The following is a 19,381-nucleotide window of genomic DNA, read 5'->3' as shown; positions in this document are numbered from 1 at the left end:
CTATGAGGATCCACCTGTTCCCATCTCGAACACAGTAGTTAAGCTCATAAACGCCGAAAGTACTTGGCTGGAGACGGCCTGGGAGGATAGGAAGCCGCTGATTGACTAAAAGAAAAAGGTCTACCTAAAGGTAGGCCTTTTCTTTTTGCTAGTCTTCGACTAGCTAACTCTGCAAGAGCCGTCTCCAGCCAAGGTTGTACAAGTAGAAACTATCTATATAAATCAATAAGACGGCGTGGGAAGGGTAGGGTGTGAGGCCACAGAGGAGTGAAACGACGTATGGGGCCCACACATCACCTTCTTCCGAACGTAAGATTTACCGAACTGCGAAGCAGTGAAGGAAAATCCACAGTGAGGATTGATAGGAAGCTGCTGATTAAGCTAAAGGCACACCTGAGGGTGTGTCTTTTTTTGTATGGATTTTTATTCTTTTAAGGGAACTAATGAGCAAAGCAGTAGACGTTGAAGTAGTTACTTATATAATTAGCATTAATTATCGTGCTTTGAAGCACATATTTTTCTCATGGATATGGTATACTTAGGCTTATATCATATTTATAGGAGGTCATATGGCTAAGAAAATTGCGGTCCTCGTTAATGAGGAGACAATGCAGCGCTGTTCTTGTGGCGGTTGTTTGAAAGCATTTATGAATAAAGCGGATTCTTTTGAGCGTTATGCTGATGAGGATATTGAGTTGGTGGGGTTCACACATAGTGGTGGGGATCTAGCCAAGAAGATTGAGTCTTTCAAGAAAAAAGGTGTTACTGCGGTACATCTTTCTACATGTACGCGTGGTAAGAATGAAAATTATGAAAGCATCGCAGAGCAGTGTGCTGAGGCGGGCTTTGATGTAGTAGGCTATACACATGGCAGTGCGGTGTCTAAAGATGGTAAAGAAGCAGTAGTACTTTCAGCTAAACCAGTAACGACAGATCAATAGTCAGCAATGCTTGAATTAACTATAACAATTTGCAATATCTTATAATAGATGAATAATTGTTCCATTATTCATTCTATATTTACACTAAACCTATATTATATAGATAGTATGTAAATTATGAGTGATATATTTATCATTTTGAGAGGTTGAGAGAATGAATAAGAAACTTACAGCGGCTACTTTATCTATTGCTATGGCAGTGACAATGGCACCTACAGTGATGCAAACGGCTTCTGTCAATGCTGCTTCTGCTGCGGTACAATCCTTAGCTGGTGGTGCTATTGCTATGGCTTACGTATCTACTGCATTAAATAAAATGGATAATTCTGCAGAGGGGCAACAGGAGAGTTTGGCACGCACAAAAGAGAAAACTGGTTATTTAAACGATAGTGCAGCTCAAGAGCGTGTAAATCGAATTATGAAGACATTAGAGGCTACACCTAGTGTAAAGCGTTCCTACGTTGTCTATGCGAATCCTGATGAGGAGTTTAATGCGTTTGCCACACTTGGTCGTGTTATGTCTATTAACAAGGGTGCTTTAGATACACTGGATGATGATCAATTGGCCTATGTAATGGCCCATGAAATTTCTCATGGCGAGCATAAAGATATTATTAATGGCGCTAAGAAACAAATTGGTCTTTCTACAGCAGTCGGTATAGCCGCTGGTGGTAGTGAAGGCGCGGCTATTCTATCTAATGTGGCAGGTAATTACTTATCCAATCAAGTGTTTACGATGAGTCAAGAAAAAGCTGCTGATGAGTTAGGCTTTAAGATTTTAAGTGAATCTCCATATAATGTAGGTGGTGCTGCTGGTTCTATGGCAGTACTGCGCAACAAAGTGGGGGAACACTATCGTGAAGGGCTTTCACAGGTGGTAGCACCTAATAACCATCCAAAGTTGTCCGATCGGGTGAACAATAATATTTCTCGTATGTACACATATTCTGGGAATCATGTAAATGTATCGAATGGTGCTGTGTACGTAAACGGTGATAATATTTATACTCCAGCAGGTAGCGGTCGTTACACAGGCGAAGAGCGTGCTTATTACATGGCTGGTAAATTGGCACGATTGTATCATAACAATCAAGTGACACCGGGCTCTGCATCGTATAGTGGTGACACTGTAACGGTAGCTGGTCAATCCATTGTTTCTACGCCAAATGCGGACGTAGCATTACAAGTGGCAACAAATCTTAACAATGCATTTGTAAAGCCTGCTGGTGCTGCTGTTAATGCGAAAAAACCAGTAAAGGTTAAACAAGAAAAGCCTAAAAAGGTAAAAGAAAATAAAAAGGCAAAAGCTGATAAAGCTAAAAAATAAATAAGAGTTATACATGGCATATAATTTGCTTTAAGGATTTATGCTATTATAATGAGAATAATCAGAGGACTGAGCCCATAAAGGCTTAGTCCTCTTTTTATATGGATTGCAAATTTGTGACTTGAGTATACTATTTATAAGTTTATAAGATATATTGAGCGCTATAGGAGTAATAAATAGACCGTAAAGATATGGATAGTCTGGAGTATAAGTATTATTCATGTGTGAATAAATTATATTCATGGAGCAATAATAAGCTCATAAAAATACAAAAAGATTTTTGATGGTGGAACGTGAATTATAATGATTTTCAACTATAAAATATGAGAGATTATCTTATTGAGCATAGTTTTAATAGATATAATTATTATATTTTTTATAATAATTATGAAGCTTTTATGCGAGAACTTAATATTGTCTATATATAGTGGATAGATGTATATTTAAGGTGGATGAAATATGTGGTTAGAATGGAATCTTATAGAAATATCATAACGGTAGGGGGTATAGGGTTATTGTACTTATAAATACTTTATAGGATAATGTCAATGTTGGTGGTTAATCTAATAATATAGATGACCATTTTTTTGTTAAATAACACGTAATTTTATACATTATATGGAGGCTATGATGGAGTATACAATTCACCTATTTAATGCAGGTGGTTTCGTTATGTATCCACTTGTACTATTCATGTTAGCAGCATGTACTATTTTATTTGAACGTATTCGTACGTACAGAAACATCAATCATGAGTTACAGCAGTTGTCCGATAGCATTGATGCCGGTCGTAATAGTAATAATTGGTCTACTCTAGAGAATTCTATAAAAAATAGTGATGATGCATTGAGTAGATTCGTGTCTCCTATCGTGGAGTCTGTATATAGTGCGGAAGGTTTAGAGAACCGTTTACATGATGTGGTAGGGTACATGGATGAACGTTTAAAACGTGGTCTTAACTGGCTTAGTATGATGGTAACAATGGCTCCATTACTTGGCCTTTTGGGTACTGTTGTTGGTATGATCCGCTCCTTCGCGGCCGTTGGTGGCGATATTGGTGCGCCTACTGTTATTACAGGCGGCGTATCCGAAGCGCTGGTTGCCACTGCAACAGGGCTTTCAGTAGCCATCGTAGCATTAGCCATCCATAGTTGGTGCACAGATAAAGTAAATTCAGATATCGCAAAGTTAGAGCAAAAATTAGGTTCTATTATGGATTTATATATTAGGAGTCAACGATGAAACGTAGTTCAGTAGGCATACAAAAAGAACCTACCATCATGATTATACCTATGATTGATATCGTTTTCTTCTTGCTCGTATTTTTCATGATGAGTACGTTGTATATGAATACAGAGGAACAAATTCCTCTTAACTTACCAAAGGCTTCCTCTTCTTCTGCAAAGACGATTGAGCCTATCACAATTTCATTAACAGCTACACATAAGATGTATTTGAATGAACGTGAGATTGTCCCTGATCAATTAGGTAATGAAATTCAAGGTATTGTTGCAAAAGAACCTCAACAGGCATTTATTGTGCGTGCCTCTGAGGATATTGCGTATAAGGACGTTATCAATATTTTAGATAATCTTAAAATTAGTGGTGCTCGGTTTGTTAGTGTAGCTACAGAACGGAAGTGATTCTATGGTAGATAAACGATATGGAATTCCTTTCGTAGCTGCATTGGCATTAAATCTTGTATATTGGGGTGTTGTAGGTGATTGGTTTGGTCATATAAAACCTCCAGAAACACCCAAAAAAGACTTGGTTATCAACCTTGATATGGGGAAGCAAGAACCTCCTCAAGAGAAGAAAGATCCTGAGAAATTAAAGATTCAACCTGACGACAAACCAGTCGCAGGGGGCGGTAAAGCAGGTAGTGTATTGCCTGATTTATCGGGAAAGCCCACAGAAGGCTTAAAAAATCTGAATCCTTACTTAGGTGGTAATGAGACGGCATCAGTCAATTTGAATGGTAATACTGATAATCCTGTTGGCATTCCAGGCAGTGGCAATGTACCAGGCCCTGGTGGTGGTAACGTTGGCAATGGTGGTAAAGCTAATGATGGGCTAGGCTCAGAAGTGGGAAATCCTGGTACTAGTAATACGGAAGGTACGGGTTACTTTGATGTTTCTGAATACCGAGCTAGCTTAGATGCTAATAAAGTAATGCCGCCACAAGCTGTTCGACGAGGTATTACCGGAGTAGTTACTATTAGAGTTTATTTTGATGGTGAAGGTAATTATGTAAGTGCTAAAATTGAAGAAAGCAGTGGCTCTAGTCTTCTAGATAATGATGCACTTGCACTTGCAGCTAGGTCAGGCGGTGCTATAAATACAACTGGCGAACCCAAATCAGATGTTTTTTATATAAGATATAGCTTTGAGTAGTGATTTGAATAGCTAGATTTAGTTGGAATAAAATGAATAAAAAGCAACTTTAATATGGAATATATATTATGTAGGGGATATGAGGATACTCGTATCCCCTACACTAAATTGCCCGGTGTTGTAGTATTTAAGCTATAAATTAATAGATTTTAAATAGTTTTTAATAGAAGATATAGGATGATAAATGGAATGAATAAATATGTATATGCGGCCACAATGATAGGTTTATTTAGTGTGACTACTAATGGTTATACTGTAGATGTAACAACTAATCAAAGTCAAGAGGCGGCAAATATTATTAATATAACAGCTAATCGCACAGCGTTATTAGATTTAGATACACCGGTATCGACTTCTGTTATTACCCAAGAGGATATACAAAATAGCGGCGCTAAGACTGCCTTTGATGCGGTCGCCAATGTACCGGGTGTAACCATTAATTCCTTTAGTGCGTCTGGCGCAGATTTTGGTGGCATGGATAGCCGTACGAATATTCGTGGCCTCGACCGCGGTGCACTTGTTCTTGTAAACGGTGTACCTATGAACTTAAATGGTAAGAGCGGAATTGGCTCTATACCTACTAGTGCGATTGAGCGCATCGAAGTCGTGAAGGGGGCAGCCTCCACCTTATATGGTGCAGAAGCTTTGGGTGGCGTTATAAATATCATTACAAAGACGCCGTCAAAAGAGGGCGGTTCTGCTACAGTAGCCGTGGGCAATCGAGGGGCTAAGCGATTTGATCTTTCTTATGGTACTGATCGTTTTCTTATTGGAATTGATAGAAAATACTGGGGAACTCAAGATCCATCTACACCTGTGCGGTATGACTATACGGGTCGCAAGGGTTATGATTACTACACTACGCGCAACAAGGGTAATTCCTTAGGCGTGTTCATGAGTGGTAAGCTTTCAGATAAGATAACCTTAAATTATAATCGCGCTGAAAGCCGTTCCTCCTTTGGTCTGATTAGTACAGAAACAAATCCTATGAGACAGGCTCATCATTCTACGACATATCATTACAAGGATGACCGCAACAATGCATCTTTGACTTATAAGGATGACAATACGACGGGAACATTGTTTTATAATGACCGTACTATGCGTGGTGAAAGCCGTGTTCATAGTGCTAAACAGTTCAAGCCGACCGAAACCAGTTATGTAGCTCGTCAATATGGTATAGATGTACAACATGAATGGGACTTTAGAGGCGGTAAGGACTACCTGATTGCCGGGGTTACAGGTAAGCAAGAAACCTATCGTGCCACACAGGCCCCTGTGTACACACGGCCTCATCGTAATACCTATGCGGTGTACAGTAGCTATTCTCGTGAAATCAATCCAAAATGGACTGCCATTTTGGGCTTGCGCTATACAGCTATTAGTGATCCTATTAAGGACCAACATGTGTTAACGCCTCAGTTCCAATTGTTGCATACCATCAATAAAGATTCCTCCATGTACTTAAATATAGGGAAAGCGTATACGATGCCTAGCTTGAGTGATACATTCCGCAGTGTAAACCGCCAATACACAGCAGTAAGTGGTAAAAATCTTAAGCCTGAAGAGGGTTGGAACTATGAATTAGGTTATAAACGCCTTAATAAGAAGGATAGCTGGAAGGTGGACGTGTTCTATATGGACTTCAAGAACTTCTTCCAATGGCAACCTGATGTAAATGGTCGCCCAACCGTTCGCGTAAACGGTGGTAAATTCCACAATGTTGGGATTGAAGCTGAGTATAGTAGACATTTGTCAGATCGACTCAAAATGAGTGTAAGTGGTTCTTATTCTAATCCAAAACAAAAGGAAATGAATGAAACCTATTGGAAACAAGCGGCTCCTAAGTTACAGTTTACAACCGGTGTTCATTATAAAAGCTCTACGTGGGATGCAGGCACATCTTTGAACTTTGTAACCAAACGTTTGCGCAATCGCGATGGTGGCTTGAACCCTAACATTGCTCTTTGGAATGCTTACGTTGGGTATCACTTTAATAAAGATGCTACATTACGCCTCGATGCACGCAATCTTTTGAATCGTCATAATGTGGTATCCAATGGAGATTATGAATATTGGGATGCACCATTCAATTATGAATTAAGTTATACACAAAAATTTTAATATGTATTAACGATACAATCCCCCGAGAATGCAGTAGTGGTAGGGGTATGGGTTTTGTGCGGTCCAAATAAATGTGTAATAATACAAATATGTAGTTTATATAATTGTGTGAATATATATATGTGTTAAGTGAGGCATTTGGTATGAGACAACAAATTAAGCATCGTATATCTATACTTGTAGGTTTAGCATTGATAGGATTGTCTGTGAATGGATATGCAGCAGAGGTAAGTGCTGATAAGACTCCCACTACAGCTGCATCAAGTGAAACTAATGGAGTATCTGAAATCCATACTATTAATGTAACAGCAAATCGCATGGCTCTTTTAGATTTAGATACGCCGGCTGCGATGGATGTTATTACTCAAAAGGACTTAGCTAATAGTGGTGCCAAAAATGCATTTGATGCGGTTAATATGGTACCCGGCATTACGTCTTTTTCCTATGGTGCATCTGGTCTTGAATATGGGGCTATGGATAGCCGTGTGAATATCCGTGGTCTTGAACGGGGCTCTTTGATTCTCATGAATGGGGTACCGATGAACCTCAATGGCAAGGGCGGACTTAGCTCTATTCCGACTAGCTCTATTGAACGCATTGAAGTATTAAAAGGTGCAGCGTCTGCTTTATATGGCGCTGATGCTATGAGTGGTGTTATCAATGTAATTACTAAGACTCCAAGTAAAGAAGGGGGCTCTGCTACGATAGGTTTTGGTAATATGGGTCGCCAAACTTATAAAATTAACTATGGCACGCCTCGCTTCTTAATTGGTGTGGAACGTAACTTCTTTGGTGCTCAAGATCCAGAAACCCCTATCCGCTCCGATATCGGTGCTTATGCTAGAGGCTATGAATATTATACAGCTCGTAACAAAGGGAATTCCTTAGGTGTATTTATGAGCGGTAAATTAAATGATAAGTTGACTTTGAACTTTAGCCGTTTTGAAGGTAATTCTTCCTTTGGACAGTTGAGTACGGAAACGAATCCTATTAAGCAAAAGCTTCACTCTACAACATATGCTTATAAAGATACTAAAAATAATGCGTCTTTAGTTTATAAAGATGGCAATACTACAGGTACAATCTTCTACAATGATAGAGATTTGTATGGTAAAAGTCGCATACATAGTAAAAAGACATATACGTTGAGTGATAACAACTATATTGCTCGACAATATGGTTTCGATGTGCAACATGAATGGGACTTCCGCGGTGGTAAGGATTATTTCATTGCAGGTGTACTTGGTAAACGAGAAACATATCGCACTAAATCTGGTCCATACTATGGAAATCCACATCGCAATAGTTATGCCATTTATGGTACATACTCCTATCAAATCAATCCTAAATGGACTAGTATTTTAGGCTTGCGTTATTCGGATATTAAAGATCCTGTAAAAAATCAGCGCGTATTAATTCCACAGTTCCAATTACAACATCGTATCAACAAGGAATCATCCATGTACATAAATGTTGGTAAAGCCTTTAGAATGCCGAACTTAAGCGATACTTTCAAGAAAATTAATAAAGGCTATGCCTCTGTTAGTGGACGTAATTTGAAACCTGAAGAAGGTTGGAATTACGAATTAGGCTATAAACACATTACTAACAAAGATAGCTGGAAAGTAGCGCTCTTCTATATGGACTTTAAAAACTTCTTCTCTTGGAAACCGGATAGCAATGGTAAAAACACGATTCGCGTAAATGGTGGTCGCTATAGAAATGTCGGTATCGAAGCCCAATATGGTCGTAAATTAACAGATCACTTAAAAATGACTGTGGGTGCATCGTATTCTAATCCAAAACAACGAGAAATCGATAAGACTTATTGGAAACAAGCTAACCCTAAATTGCAATTTACAGGGGGTATCCATTACAATAGCTCAACCTGGACTGCAGGTAGTAGCATCAACTTTGTCACAAAACGGATGAAGAACCGCGATGGCGGTACAAACCCAAATCTTATAGCTTGGAATGCATACGTAGGCTATCAGTTCAATGAAAACTCATCCTTGCGGCTAGATGCACGTAACTTGTTAAACCGTCATAATGTTATTTCCAACGGCGACTGGGAATACTGGGATGAACCATTTAATTACCAACTCAGCTATACTCAAAAATTCTAGTCTTTATGTAATCACTAATTAGAACTATACAAGGAGTATCATCATGAACAAGAAAATTGGATTTTTCATATGTTTGATGATACTCCTTTGTGTATGTATAGCGGGTTGTGGACCTCAATCGGAGGCAAATGTAACGCCATATACTCGTTATGTTGACAGTCATGATGGCGTTCAAGTTGCTGTTCCAGAGCATCCAAAACGGATTTTATCACTGTCTTCTGCGGTCGACACAATTTTATTAGGACTTATAGAACCAGAGCGTTTAGCAGGCATTAATAAATTGTCTACCTATGAGGAATATTCGCTAGAGGCAAAGCGCGCAAAGTTGGTAAAACCTGTGTTGAGCTCGTATCCTTTGGAGAAAATTATAGCCTTGAAACCGGATCTCGTTATAGCGCCAGATTATATATCGGCTGATGTTATCTATGGTTTACGGCACATGGGTATAGCCACTGTTGTGGTACCTACTCCTTCTACGGTGGACGGAGTGATTCAGAATGTGATGGAGATTGCTCATATTATCGGGGAAGATGAAAAGGGTAGCTTTTACAATCGGAAGATTCACCGTGAAATAGATGAAATAAAGCACCTAGCGGAATCTATTCCACTTGAGCAGCGCAAGACGGTTCTCTTTGTGTCATCTATGGACGGATACACGGGCACAGGAAGCCTTTTTGATGATATGTGTCACTATATGAGCATCTATAATGCACCTGATCGAATTGGTTTACCACCACGAATACCTTTTGGGGAGGAGCGTGTGCTAGCCATGAACCCAGACTATATTTTTATTCCATCCTATAAGGGAATGGACAAAAATTTGGCGGATAGATATTTAAAGAATCCGGCCTTTCAAAATCTACCTGCTATTAAGGAAAATCGAGTTAAACCCTTACCAGCAGCGTACCTGTATACAATGAATCAGCATATTGGTGAAGCGATGCTAGCCATTATGCATACTGTGTATCCTCAATTAGAAAGGAATTCTCATGACTAGACAGAAACAACGCATCATGGCCATAACTCTGATTGGGGTATTGCTATGTATTGTGAGTTTATTGGCACTCCATGTAGGGACCATTATGATCCCTATCGGAGGGGGCGTGCAAAGTATTTTAAATGGCATGGGCATACCTGTGAGCTTCACGGAGCCCATTACGGCTGAACAAGAGGCTGTACTGTGGTATATCCGCATGCCACGCCTTATCATTGGACTTCTCGTGGGAGGCGCCTTGGCATTGGCTGGTGCGGTTATGCAAGGGGTATTCTCCAATCCATTGGCAGATCCAGGTATTATGGGCGTATCCGCTGGGGCATCTCTCGGTGCGGTTATCGCCATTGCTCTTGGCGTAACATCCCTTAGTATGTTTTACATGCCTGCTTTTGCCTTCGTAGGGGCCTTTGTATCCGTTGGAATTACTATTTTGTTAACTTGGCGTAATAACAAGCTCGATACCACAACCTTGTTGCTGGCGGGTGTAGCTGTTAGTATGCTGCTCGGCGCTTTTACATCGGGCATCTTGACCATGATCAATGAGTACCGGTTGCGTGAATTCTTATTCTGGATGGTGGGGGGCCTAGATTTCCGCCGTTGGGATCACGTTTTGCTCGCCGTGGGTCCTATCATGACGGGCAGCGTTATATTGATGATGCTCGGTCGTCACTTGAATGTGCTCGTTCTGGGTGATACAGAGGCGCGTGCCTTAGGCTTGCCTGTTATGGCATATCGCATGGTATTCCTATTTCTAGCATCCGTAGTTACAGCTACCGCTGTATGTGTCAGCGGATCCATCGGCTTTGTAGGTCTTGTAGTACCTCATATTGTACGGCTTTTGGTTGGGCCGGATCATCGAATACTATTGCCTATGGCGGCTGTTGGAGGTGCCTTATTCCTCGTATTCTGCGATACATTAGGCCGCGTCATTGCTCAACCAATTGAGATTCGCGTTGGTATTATGACGGCTCTCTTAGGGGCACCGTATTTTCTTTATTTACTTCATCGCTTGCGTAGTAAAGGAGGGGCCTAATGAAACTAGATGTTCAATCTCTATCCGTCACATTAGGGGAAACCACCATTCTAAAGGATGCGTCCTTTTCTATTGATAGGGGTGAGTTTGTCGGCATTATCGGGCCTAATGGTTCTGGTAAAACGACGTTATTAAAAACCTTGCGTGGTCTCTATCCTACGTCTGGTGGCGATGTTTTGTGGGATGGTAAAAGCATCGCTTCTTTGAGCGACAAGGAAATCGCTCATCATGTGGCGTATATGCAACAGTCCGTAAATGTTTCCTTCGATTATGAAGCCATCGATATTGTGATGACCGCTCGTTATCCGTATCTTAAATGGTGGCAACAAGAGGGACCAGAAGATAAGGTTATCGTTGAACAGGCTATGAAAGAGGTCGGTGTTTATCATCTGCGTAATCGCTCCGTACAAAACCTGAGTGGCGGTGAGCGACAACGGGTATTCTTAGCAAAGGCATTAGCTCAACAAACAGAGGTCTTATTACTAGATGAGCCGACGGCTGCGCTCGATTTAGTGTATGCTGACGATATTTTCCATGAAGGCCGCCGATTATGTGACGAAGGCAAAACGATTTTAATCGTCGTTCATGACTTAGAGTTAGCTGCCAAATATTGCACCAAACTCGTTTTGGTGAGTGATGGTCACATCGTTGATGTAGGTGCACCTCGAGATGTATTGACGGCAGAAAATTTACGAAATGCGTTCCGTTTATCGGCTGCGGTCTATGACGATCCGTACTTTAAACAACAACGTATCTTTGTATTCCCAAAAGGAACTACAAAGATTGATGACTTCAAACAAACCGAAGTTACTTCAGAAATGTCTATTGATCCAAATCTGAAATAGTTAGAATGGATTACGATACTTAGCGTTTTCCTAGGGGTTATTGATTTATTATGTATGGTGATTATTTTGTATTGCGAATCTGAGTGAGGTTAGGTGTATGCTATATCCATTTACTGCTATTGTTGGTCAAGATGAAATGAAATTGGCCTTGTTGCTCAATGCCATAAACCCATCAATCGGCGGTGTGTTAATTGAAGGCGAAAAAGGCACTGCTAAGTCTACGGCTGTACGTGCGTTAGCGAATCTGTTACCTCCTATGGAAACAGGCGCATCAGCGATGTCTGTTGTTGAGCTACCTATCAATGCTACGGAAGATCGTGTTGTAGGATCCATAAATTTGGAAAAGGCATTACAAGAGGGGGTAAAAGCCTTTGAACCGGGTATTTTACATGCAGCCCATCAAAATATTCTCTACGTAGATGAGGTTAATCTATTAGATGACCACATTGTAGATATTTTGTTAGACGTGGCAGCTATGGGGGTGAATACGGTAGAACGGGAAGGGGTGAGCCACTCTCATCCATCTCGTTTTATCCTCGTAGGAACGATGAATCCTGAAGAAGGCGACCTTAGACCTCAGCTGTTAGACCGTTTCGGACTATCTGTTATGGTCTATGGAGAACAGGACCCGGCACAACGTATGGAGGTAATCAAGCGTCGCCTCGCCTTTGGCGACAATGCTGAAAGCTTTGTAGCGTCTTACAAGGAATCAGAACGTAGCCTGCACGAACGTTTATTACAAGCTCGTGAAGTATTGCCAGGCATCATCCCATCTGATGATGTGTTGTTGCAAATAGCGAGTATCAGCATAGGTGTCGGCGTTGATGGACATCGCCCAGACATTACGATGATGCATACGGCTCGTGCTCATGCAGCCTTTCACAGTCGCAACCAAATTACAGCGGAAGACCTCAAGGTGGCGGCACGATTAGCTTTAAAACATCGCTTACGTCGCTTGCCATTTGAAGAACAAGGTTACGATGAGGAGCGCATTGATACAGTGGTATCGGCAGTGCTTGAGGGCTAGTTATGGAAACATCTGTACAAGAGGCCCTCAAAATAGGCCTTGTAAACGACCAGATTCATACCATTGTTATTTCTGGAGGTACCGGTGTTGGTAAAAGCTATGTACTTCGTCAGTGCCTCGAGAAATGGCAAATTCCATATCGTTTGATACCTGTTTATATAGATACTTCACAACTACAAGAGTCCATCGATTTTGAAGCATCCCTTGCACAGGGTAAGATGGTTATGGCATCTGGCTTATTAGGTGATACGAGTAATCGATGCTGGGTTGTCGATGATGCTCACGTTCTGTCGCCTGAAGTCCGTCATACACTATTGGTAGAAGCGAAACTTCGTCAAATACTACTCATTATGACCGTAAACCATGAGGATGGAACCTTAGATGATGCGGAGTGGGAACTCGTAGATGTGCATGTATCTATGGACGCACCTACACTACAATCTAAAGTGAAGGTGTTACAACGAATGCGAGATGAAATTGAGCCTTCATCTGAGGATATATTAAGCCTAATAGATCCTAAACGAGTTCAATCTATATTTGTTTCTGATGCTATGCTTTCACTGGCTATATCCTATGCATTGCAAGCTCGAACCGTAGGTCATGATGCAGAATATGTATTGTTACAAGTTATGAAATCTCTAGCAGTTCTTGATGGCAGTTCTTACTGTAAGCCTTTACATGCAGAACAAGCAGCTCTTTATGTATTGCCGCACCGTATGAAGCGCAATGATATACCTGAATCTCAGACCTCACAAGGAGAGGAATCAAATAGTGCAAGTGATCAAAATCAGTCGCAGAAGAGTACGGAAACAACGGATGATTCCGATGGAGATAACTTGAATAACGCTGATTCCGGAGACTCCAAGTGTGATGAATCCAATTCTAACGAGCTAAACTCTAATGGACAGGACAATTCAAATGCTGATGGACATGACTCAAATGATATAGATTTTGATGATGGTAAATCAAGTGGGTCCAATGCTCTAGAAACATCGGATTCTACACAGAATGAGTCAGAGGATTCTGATTCAATGAATACTCAAGGTGACCTATCTAATAGAATATCTTCTTCATGTTTGCCAGATACTGTTGCCCGTATAGCTAACCAATTTTTTCAGTGGAAACTGCAATCTTCTAAAACAGTAGACCGTCAGTACCGTAAGGGTTCCGGTCGGCGCCTCATGACTAAAACAAAGGACATTAGAGGGCGCATGATTCGAGCCTATCAAGATGAACGTGCTTTAGAGGATTTAGCTTTAATTGATACATTACGTGCAGCCGCACCGTATCAACGATTGCGAGCCGTTGAAAGGGTAACGCCATTACAGGCAGATACCCCATTAAATGTGGTAGAGCGATCTGTTACATCGGAATGCTTATGTCAAAGGGCCCCACAAGCAGAGCGTCATGATTTAAAAGGGCTATCTATTGTAGTAAAACCCCAAGATTACCGCCGAAAAGCTCGTGAAAAGCGGATCGGTGCGTACCAGCTTTTTGTAGTGGATGCCAGTGGCTCTATGGCGGCACGACATCGCATGGAGGCGACAAAAGGTGCAATTTTGAGCCTATTGCGAGACTCCTATATTCACCGTGATTCGGTGGGACTCATTGCATTTCGCAAGGATTCAGCAGAGGTACTATTACCTTTCACTCGTAGCGTAGAGCGAGCAGAGCGATTGTTAGCAAAATTGCCAACAGGGGGAAAGACCCCTTTAGCTCAAGGTTTACGAGTAGCCTATACTATGTGCGATAGATTGTTGCGTGCCCATCGGGCGGAACGAATTCAGATTATATGTATCACCGATGGTCGAGCTACGTCGGGTGATTCTGAGGACCCTGTAGCGGAGTCCAAGCAATGGGCTCGTATCCTTGGCACTTTGCCTGTAGATTGTATCGTTATTGATACGGAAACGGGCTTTATCAAGCTCGGCCTAGCTAAGGAATTGTGTAAATTGATGAATGGCAGTTATTATGCCATGGATTCCATTACATCAGATAGTATTTTGAGCGTATCGCGGAGGTAGATCATGAGTCGTCTCATGTATATTTCTAATTTAGGAAAACAAATCCAATATATAGAAAAGGCTGTTGCGACCTATCCGGAACTCTTACAAGGCGAGGTAGACCTTTGCAATATGAAAAAGCCTCCTCAATGGGACGCTGACTTTGAAAGTCGCTTACGCGCTGCCGATGTAGTTCTGGTAACGAATATGGGGGTTGGTTTAGACTCGCCCTTCTTAGAACGTCTGGAACGCTGGTTATATGCACATCATCCTAAATACTGGATTGATGTAGTAGAACCTAAGAAAACAGATATTTTATATCGCAATTTGGATGAGGATAAACGGGTTCTTCTTGAAAGCTACCGCCGAACCAGTGGGGTCATGAATTATGTACGCTTAATCAACGGTGCTTTCAGTACAAAACCTACCTCTGAATGGGAAGAGCCAGATCCTATTCCTTGGCAAGCCATTATGGGTCGAGAAGGCAATATCTACGAAACCTATGATGAGTTTATGGATGCCGAAGGGCATCGAGATTGGCCATCTATAGCGGTCTACTTTTACCGTGACGAATGGATCATGGGGGATATTGAGTATCAACAGGCCTTATTTGAAGAGATTTACAAACATCAGTACAATCCGATTATCTTTTATGGTCAGTATGGCTCGAATCCGCGCGTAGGTATTCCGAATATGAAGCTGTCCATGAACCATCTTTTTGGGAAGGATGAATTCCCCTTTGATGTGCTCATAAATACTTGTAAATTTTCCTTTCAGTCCTTAGGGGCTCAAACCTTGGAGGAGTTAAAGCTACAGGATGTTCCTATCGTTCAGGGTTATACCATATACATGGATGAGAAATCTTGGGCCGAGAATCCACAAGGTGTAACACCTTTAGACGTGAATTTATCTATATCTCAGCCTGAGCTAGATGGGGTTATTCAAGGCGGTGTTGTGGCATGCCAAACCTATGATGAGCGTGGACACTATGTGTACTTGCCTGTGAAAGAACGCATCGCTGCTATTGTACAACGAGCTATTAAATGGTCTACATTGCTCCATATCCCTGTATCGGAGCGAAAAGTGGCCGTTATATTACATAACTATCCGCCTAAGAACTCCAACATTGGCTCTGCCGCAGGTCTTGATACACCTGAGTCGGTGCTACGGTTATTGCGAGATATGAAGGCGGAAGGTTATACCATCGACACGATGCCAGAAACAAGTGCAGACTTGATGGATGTGGTAACGTCTCATATGACGAATGACCGCTCCATGCTCACCGATGAACTACTAGCCTCTGCAGAAGGTCGCTTAAGTAGCGATGATTACAAATCATATTTTGCTACGCTGCCGGAAGATACGCAGGTGGCGATGATTAAATCTTGGGGCGAAGCCCCAGGGGATGTATTCGTCTACGATGATGACGTGATTATCCCAGGTTTCTCCAATGGCAATCTGTGGATTACGGTACAGCCACCCCGTGGATTTGGGGAGAATGTATCGGCCATTTATCACGATCCTTGCTTGCCTCCACCACATCAATACTTAGCGTTTTATCACTGGGTGCGCGATGTCTTTGAAGCTGATGCAGTTATCCATGTTGGTACCCATGGCTCTCTAGAATGGCTGCCCGGTAAGGGGGCTGGACTCAGCGCTAGTTGTTATCCGGAAATCGGCATTTCCAGTTTGCCAAATATTTACCCGTATTGGACAACCATTATTGGGGAAGGCATACAAGCCAAGCGGCGTAGTTCGGCTTGCTTAGTGGGTCACTTGTCGCCGCCGATGACGACAGCGGGCCTCTATGATGAGTTCGAAGAATTAGAGGCCTTACTCGATGAACATAGTCATTTTGAGCGGGAACATCCTGAAAGTGTCTCTACTCTAGGTGAAGTGATTCGAGAAAAGGCCATGGAGTGCCATCTCATCGATAAAGAACGAGGTTCTACCATGACGGTGGACGATATAATTACAGAGGTCCACGAAAAGCTGAGCGACTTGAAACATATGCAGATGCGCAATGGTTTGCACATCTTGGGGCAAGGTCCTGAAGGGGAAGCATTAGAAGAGTTTATTACTGCTATTGTAAGCACTCCTCAAGGTGAAATCGCGTCAGGCCTTGCCACCATCGCAGAAGAATTAGGTTATGATTGGTCTTATATGGCGGAACATGCTGGCGAAATTCATTTAGATGGTATACGATATAGTGTTACCATAGATCGAATTTGGAATGAATTGCGTAGCTTTGTAAGGCATGTGATCAATATACCAGATTATACAGTGCTCGAACGGTTAGAACCTTTGGCGAATGCGATCGTTCGAGAGTATATTCCAAAATTAGGTGACACCAAGAACGAGCTAACCTCTATTTCAAATGCCTTACAGGGCAGATATGTAGAGCCCGGTCCAGGTGGAGCCCCCTCGAGCGGTCAAGTCGACGTACTGCCTACGGGGCGTAACTTCTATGGTTTAGATGAAAGAGCTTTACCGACGAAGATAGCCTATCAATTAGGCATAGAGTTAGCAGATCAAGTTATCGCTGACTATATTTTGAATGAACAACGGTATCCTGAGACGATTGGCATCATCCTATGGGCTACTAGCAATTCTAGAAGTCATGGTCAGTGCTTGGGTGAGTTCCTTTACTTGTTAGGAGTTCGACCTAAATGGCAATCGGGCGGTCGCGTGTCAGGTTTAGAAGTGATTCCTTTAGAGGAATTGCAGCGCCCTCGCATCGATGTGATGGGCCGCATCAGTGGCCTCATTCGAGATATGATGCCTACTGCTATCGGCTGGCTCGACAAAGCCGTTGAAATGGTGGCAGAATTAGATGAGTCGTTGGAAGACAACTACGTGAAAAAGCATATTCACGATGATGTGGACTGGCTCGTTGAGCAAGGTGAGGACCCTCTATTGGCTACTAAAAAGGCTAGACTCCGCATCTTTGGCGATCCGCCCCAAGCTTATGGCACGGGTGTAGGTGCCTTGATTGAAGGCAAAAACTGGGAGTCTTTACAAGATATTGCTCAAGTTTACAGCAAGTGGAGTAGCTTTCATCTGCACAAGGACATTCCTCAGGACATGAGGCTGTTCCAGCGTCGATTAACCACGATGGATGTAACCATTAAGAATGAAGATAATCGGGAAACGCATATTATGAGTGCCGATGATTATTATAGCTATCACGGTGGTCTCATTGCAGCGGTGCAGACAGCAAAGGGCAGCGCACCTCGAGCCTATGTGGGAGATAGTTCAGACCGCAGCCGCGTTGTGATGAGGCCCTTAGGTGATGAAATTCGCCGCGTCGTACAAGGGGAAACGCAGAATCCTAAGTTTATTCAAGCCATGATGAAACATGGCTACAAAGGGGCATCGGACATGTCAAATGTAGTATCTCATAGCTTTGGTTGGGACGTCACTAGCGATGTTGTACCAGACTGGGTTTACGAAGGATATGCTAACAAGTATGCCTTAGACAAAACAGTGCAAGAATGGATGCGGAATGTAAATCCTTGGGCTTTGCAGCGCATTACAGAAATCTTGTTAGAGGCTTCTCAACGTGGTTATTGGGACGCATCCCCAGAGATGTTACAAGATTTGCAGTCATTATTTATTTCCATGGAAGGGGTTATAGAGGGTCGTTAGCATGAAACAAAGAATTTCTATTATATGTACCATAGTAATGATGGTACTTTTAGTGGTCGGTTGTGGTCCTACGCAGACGGGGACAACGGGTACGACACATCAGGTTACGGATGGCACTGGTCTAACTGTTACTGTACCTAGTGAGCCGAAGCGCATCGTCCCTATCGCTGCGAGTACAGAGGATATAGTGTTATCTTTGGTTGATCCGAGCCGAGTGGCAGCTGTTGGCACCGTGCCTAACAATGTGCCTGACGAGTCTGCCAAGGTTGGGAAACATGTGAAAGCAACTGCTGAATCTATGCTCTCTGTACAGCCTGATCTAGTATTAGTTCCAAACTGGATGTCCCCAGATGCGATTGGGGAAATGCGGAATATGCAGATTCCCGTTTATGTCTATAAGACGCCGACTACGGTAGAAGAAGCAAAAGCAGTTATCCATGAAATTGCAGGACTCTTACACGCTTCGGATGAAAAGATGATTGCTAGCATGGACGCAGATTTGAAAACTGTCGAAGAGTTAGCCAATAAACATACCGGTGAACGCCCTGTAGTAGCATTTTATACGCAATTTGGTTTAACCGGTGGCAAGGGGTCAACCTTTGATGATATGACTAAATATTTGAAGGTTACCAATGCGGCCGCCCAATTAGGCTTGGGGCCTTTTGATAATGGGACGCGAGAGGATTTAATCAAAGCGAATCCAGACATTATCATCATCCCATCGGTGGCTTATACCTCGGATGGCACTACGCCAGCAACGGCAGAACAACTCTATTCTGACCCTGCTTTGCAAGGTGTTAAGGCCATCGCCAATCGTCGTGTGTTCCTCGTAGATTCCTCGCAGGTCATGAGTTATTCCCAATTTATGACTCGTGCAATGGTTTCTATGGCACAAAATATATATAGTATGTAAATGTAT

14 protein-coding genes and 1 rRNA gene are annotated in these 19,381 nt (G+C 42.2%); all 15 read left to right on the top strand.

What is annotated here, in order from left to right; all coding sequences use genetic code 11:
* Nucleotides 1-103, top strand: a 5S ribosomal RNA gene (gene rrf / locus ACMKPP_RS04645); the annotation flags it as partial.
* Nucleotides 104-569: 466 nt separating this feature from the next.
* Nucleotides 570-941, top strand: a complete 372-nt coding sequence (locus ACMKPP_RS04640) for a CGGC domain-containing protein (RefSeq protein WP_288566052.1) — start codon at nt 570-572, stop codon at nt 939-941.
* Nucleotides 942-1,095: 154 nt separating this feature from the next.
* Nucleotides 1,096-2,268, top strand: coding sequence for a M48 family metallopeptidase (locus tag ACMKPP_RS04635; protein ID WP_418369349.1), 1,173 nt, complete (start codon nt 1,096-1,098; stop codon nt 2,266-2,268).
* Between the two features lie 630 nt (nt 2,269-2,898).
* Nucleotides 2,899-3,510: a MotA/TolQ/ExbB proton channel family protein gene (locus ACMKPP_RS04630; RefSeq protein ID WP_004694376.1), complete on the top strand. Its 612-nt coding sequence runs from the start codon at nt 2,899-2,901 to the stop codon at nt 3,508-3,510.
* A complete protein-coding gene (locus tag ACMKPP_RS04625) occupies nt 3,507-3,911 on the top strand; it encodes an ExbD/TolR family protein (RefSeq protein WP_004694375.1) in 405 nt (134 codons plus the stop codon). Before ACMKPP_RS04630 ends, ACMKPP_RS04625 begins: the two co-directional genes overlap by 4 nt.
* A gap of 4 nt (nt 3,912-3,915) precedes the next feature.
* Nucleotides 3,916-4,662 (top strand): energy transducer TonB, encoded by a 747-nt coding sequence (locus ACMKPP_RS04620; RefSeq protein WP_281782547.1) that lies wholly within the window; start codon nt 3,916-3,918, stop codon nt 4,660-4,662.
* Between the two features lie 177 nt (nt 4,663-4,839).
* Complete coding sequence (locus ACMKPP_RS04615; RefSeq protein WP_316711591.1) at nt 4,840-6,786, top strand: TonB-dependent receptor; 1,947 nt, start codon at nt 4,840-4,842, stop codon at nt 6,784-6,786.
* Nucleotides 6,787-6,929: 143 nt separating this feature from the next.
* Nucleotides 6,930-8,912 carry a TonB-dependent receptor plug domain-containing protein gene (locus ACMKPP_RS04610; protein ID WP_278452077.1) on the top strand — a complete coding sequence of 661 codons (1,983 nt, stop codon included), beginning with the start codon at nt 6,930-6,932 and terminating at the stop codon, nt 8,910-8,912.
* Between the two features lie 43 nt (nt 8,913-8,955).
* A complete protein-coding gene (locus tag ACMKPP_RS04605; protein ID WP_278452078.1) occupies nt 8,956-9,909 on the top strand; it encodes an ABC transporter substrate-binding protein in 954 nt (317 codons plus the stop codon).
* Nucleotides 9,902-10,939, top strand: coding sequence for a FecCD family ABC transporter permease (locus ACMKPP_RS04600; RefSeq protein WP_278452079.1), 1,038 nt, complete (start codon nt 9,902-9,904; stop codon nt 10,937-10,939). Before ACMKPP_RS04605 ends, ACMKPP_RS04600 begins: the two co-directional genes overlap by 8 nt.
* The gene (locus tag ACMKPP_RS04595) at nt 10,939-11,784 is read left to right on the top strand and encodes an ABC transporter ATP-binding protein (RefSeq protein WP_278452080.1); all 846 of its coding nucleotides are present in this window, start codon (nt 10,939-10,941) and stop codon (nt 11,782-11,784) included. Before ACMKPP_RS04600 ends, ACMKPP_RS04595 begins: the two co-directional genes overlap by 1 nt.
* Before the next feature lie 97 nt (nt 11,785-11,881).
* The gene (locus tag ACMKPP_RS04590; protein ID WP_008715104.1) at nt 11,882-12,811 is read left to right on the top strand and encodes a magnesium chelatase ATPase subunit I; all 930 of its coding nucleotides are present in this window, start codon (nt 11,882-11,884) and stop codon (nt 12,809-12,811) included.
* Between the two features lie 2 nt (nt 12,812-12,813).
* Nucleotides 12,814-14,835 (top strand): VWA domain-containing protein, encoded by a 2,022-nt coding sequence (locus ACMKPP_RS04585; RefSeq protein ID WP_278470892.1) that lies wholly within the window; start codon nt 12,814-12,816, stop codon nt 14,833-14,835.
* Between the two features lie 3 nt (nt 14,836-14,838).
* Nucleotides 14,839-18,462 (top strand): cobaltochelatase subunit CobN, encoded by a 3,624-nt coding sequence (gene cobN, locus ACMKPP_RS04580; RefSeq protein WP_418369348.1) that lies wholly within the window; start codon nt 14,839-14,841, stop codon nt 18,460-18,462.
* A gap of 1 nt (nt 18,463) precedes the next feature.
* Nucleotides 18,464-19,375, top strand: coding sequence for an ABC transporter substrate-binding protein (locus ACMKPP_RS04575; protein ID WP_008715111.1), 912 nt, complete (start codon nt 18,464-18,466; stop codon nt 19,373-19,375).
* Nucleotides 19,376-19,381: the final 6 nt, after the last annotated feature.

Origin of the sequence: Veillonella parvula (genome assembly GCF_048309325.1) — a bacterium.
GTDB classification, from domain to species: domain Bacteria; phylum Bacillota; class Negativicutes; order Veillonellales; family Veillonellaceae; genus Veillonella; species Veillonella parvula_T.
Note: the sequence above shows the minus strand (reverse complement) of the source record. Positions and strands in the feature narration are given on the sequence as shown.

Coding starts and splice junctions, on each gene's coding strand:
- ACMKPP_RS04640 (WP_288566052.1), top strand. CDS start 570: ATGGCTAAGAAAATTGCGGTCCTCGTTAATGAGGAGACAATGCAGCGC.
- ACMKPP_RS04635 (WP_418369349.1), top strand. CDS start 1,096: ATGAATAAGAAACTTACAGCGGCTACTTTATCTATTGCTATGGCAGTG.
- ACMKPP_RS04630 (WP_004694376.1), top strand. CDS start 2,899: ATGGAGTATACAATTCACCTATTTAATGCAGGTGGTTTCGTTATGTAT.
- ACMKPP_RS04625 (WP_004694375.1), top strand. CDS start 3,507: ATGAAACGTAGTTCAGTAGGCATACAAAAAGAACCTACCATCATGATT.
- ACMKPP_RS04620 (WP_281782547.1), top strand. CDS start 3,916: ATGGTAGATAAACGATATGGAATTCCTTTCGTAGCTGCATTGGCATTA.
- ACMKPP_RS04615 (WP_316711591.1), top strand. CDS start 4,840: ATGATAAATGGAATGAATAAATATGTATATGCGGCCACAATGATAGGT.
- ACMKPP_RS04610 (WP_278452077.1), top strand. CDS start 6,930: ATGAGACAACAAATTAAGCATCGTATATCTATACTTGTAGGTTTAGCA.
- ACMKPP_RS04605 (WP_278452078.1), top strand. CDS start 8,956: ATGAACAAGAAAATTGGATTTTTCATATGTTTGATGATACTCCTTTGT.
- ACMKPP_RS04600 (WP_278452079.1), top strand. CDS start 9,902: ATGACTAGACAGAAACAACGCATCATGGCCATAACTCTGATTGGGGTA.
- ACMKPP_RS04595 (WP_278452080.1), top strand. CDS start 10,939: ATGAAACTAGATGTTCAATCTCTATCCGTCACATTAGGGGAAACCACC.
- ACMKPP_RS04590 (WP_008715104.1), top strand. CDS start 11,882: ATGCTATATCCATTTACTGCTATTGTTGGTCAAGATGAAATGAAATTG.
- ACMKPP_RS04585 (WP_278470892.1), top strand. CDS start 12,814: ATGGAAACATCTGTACAAGAGGCCCTCAAAATAGGCCTTGTAAACGAC.
- cobN (WP_418369348.1), top strand. CDS start 14,839: ATGAGTCGTCTCATGTATATTTCTAATTTAGGAAAACAAATCCAATAT.
- ACMKPP_RS04575 (WP_008715111.1), top strand. CDS start 18,464: ATGAAACAAAGAATTTCTATTATATGTACCATAGTAATGATGGTACTT.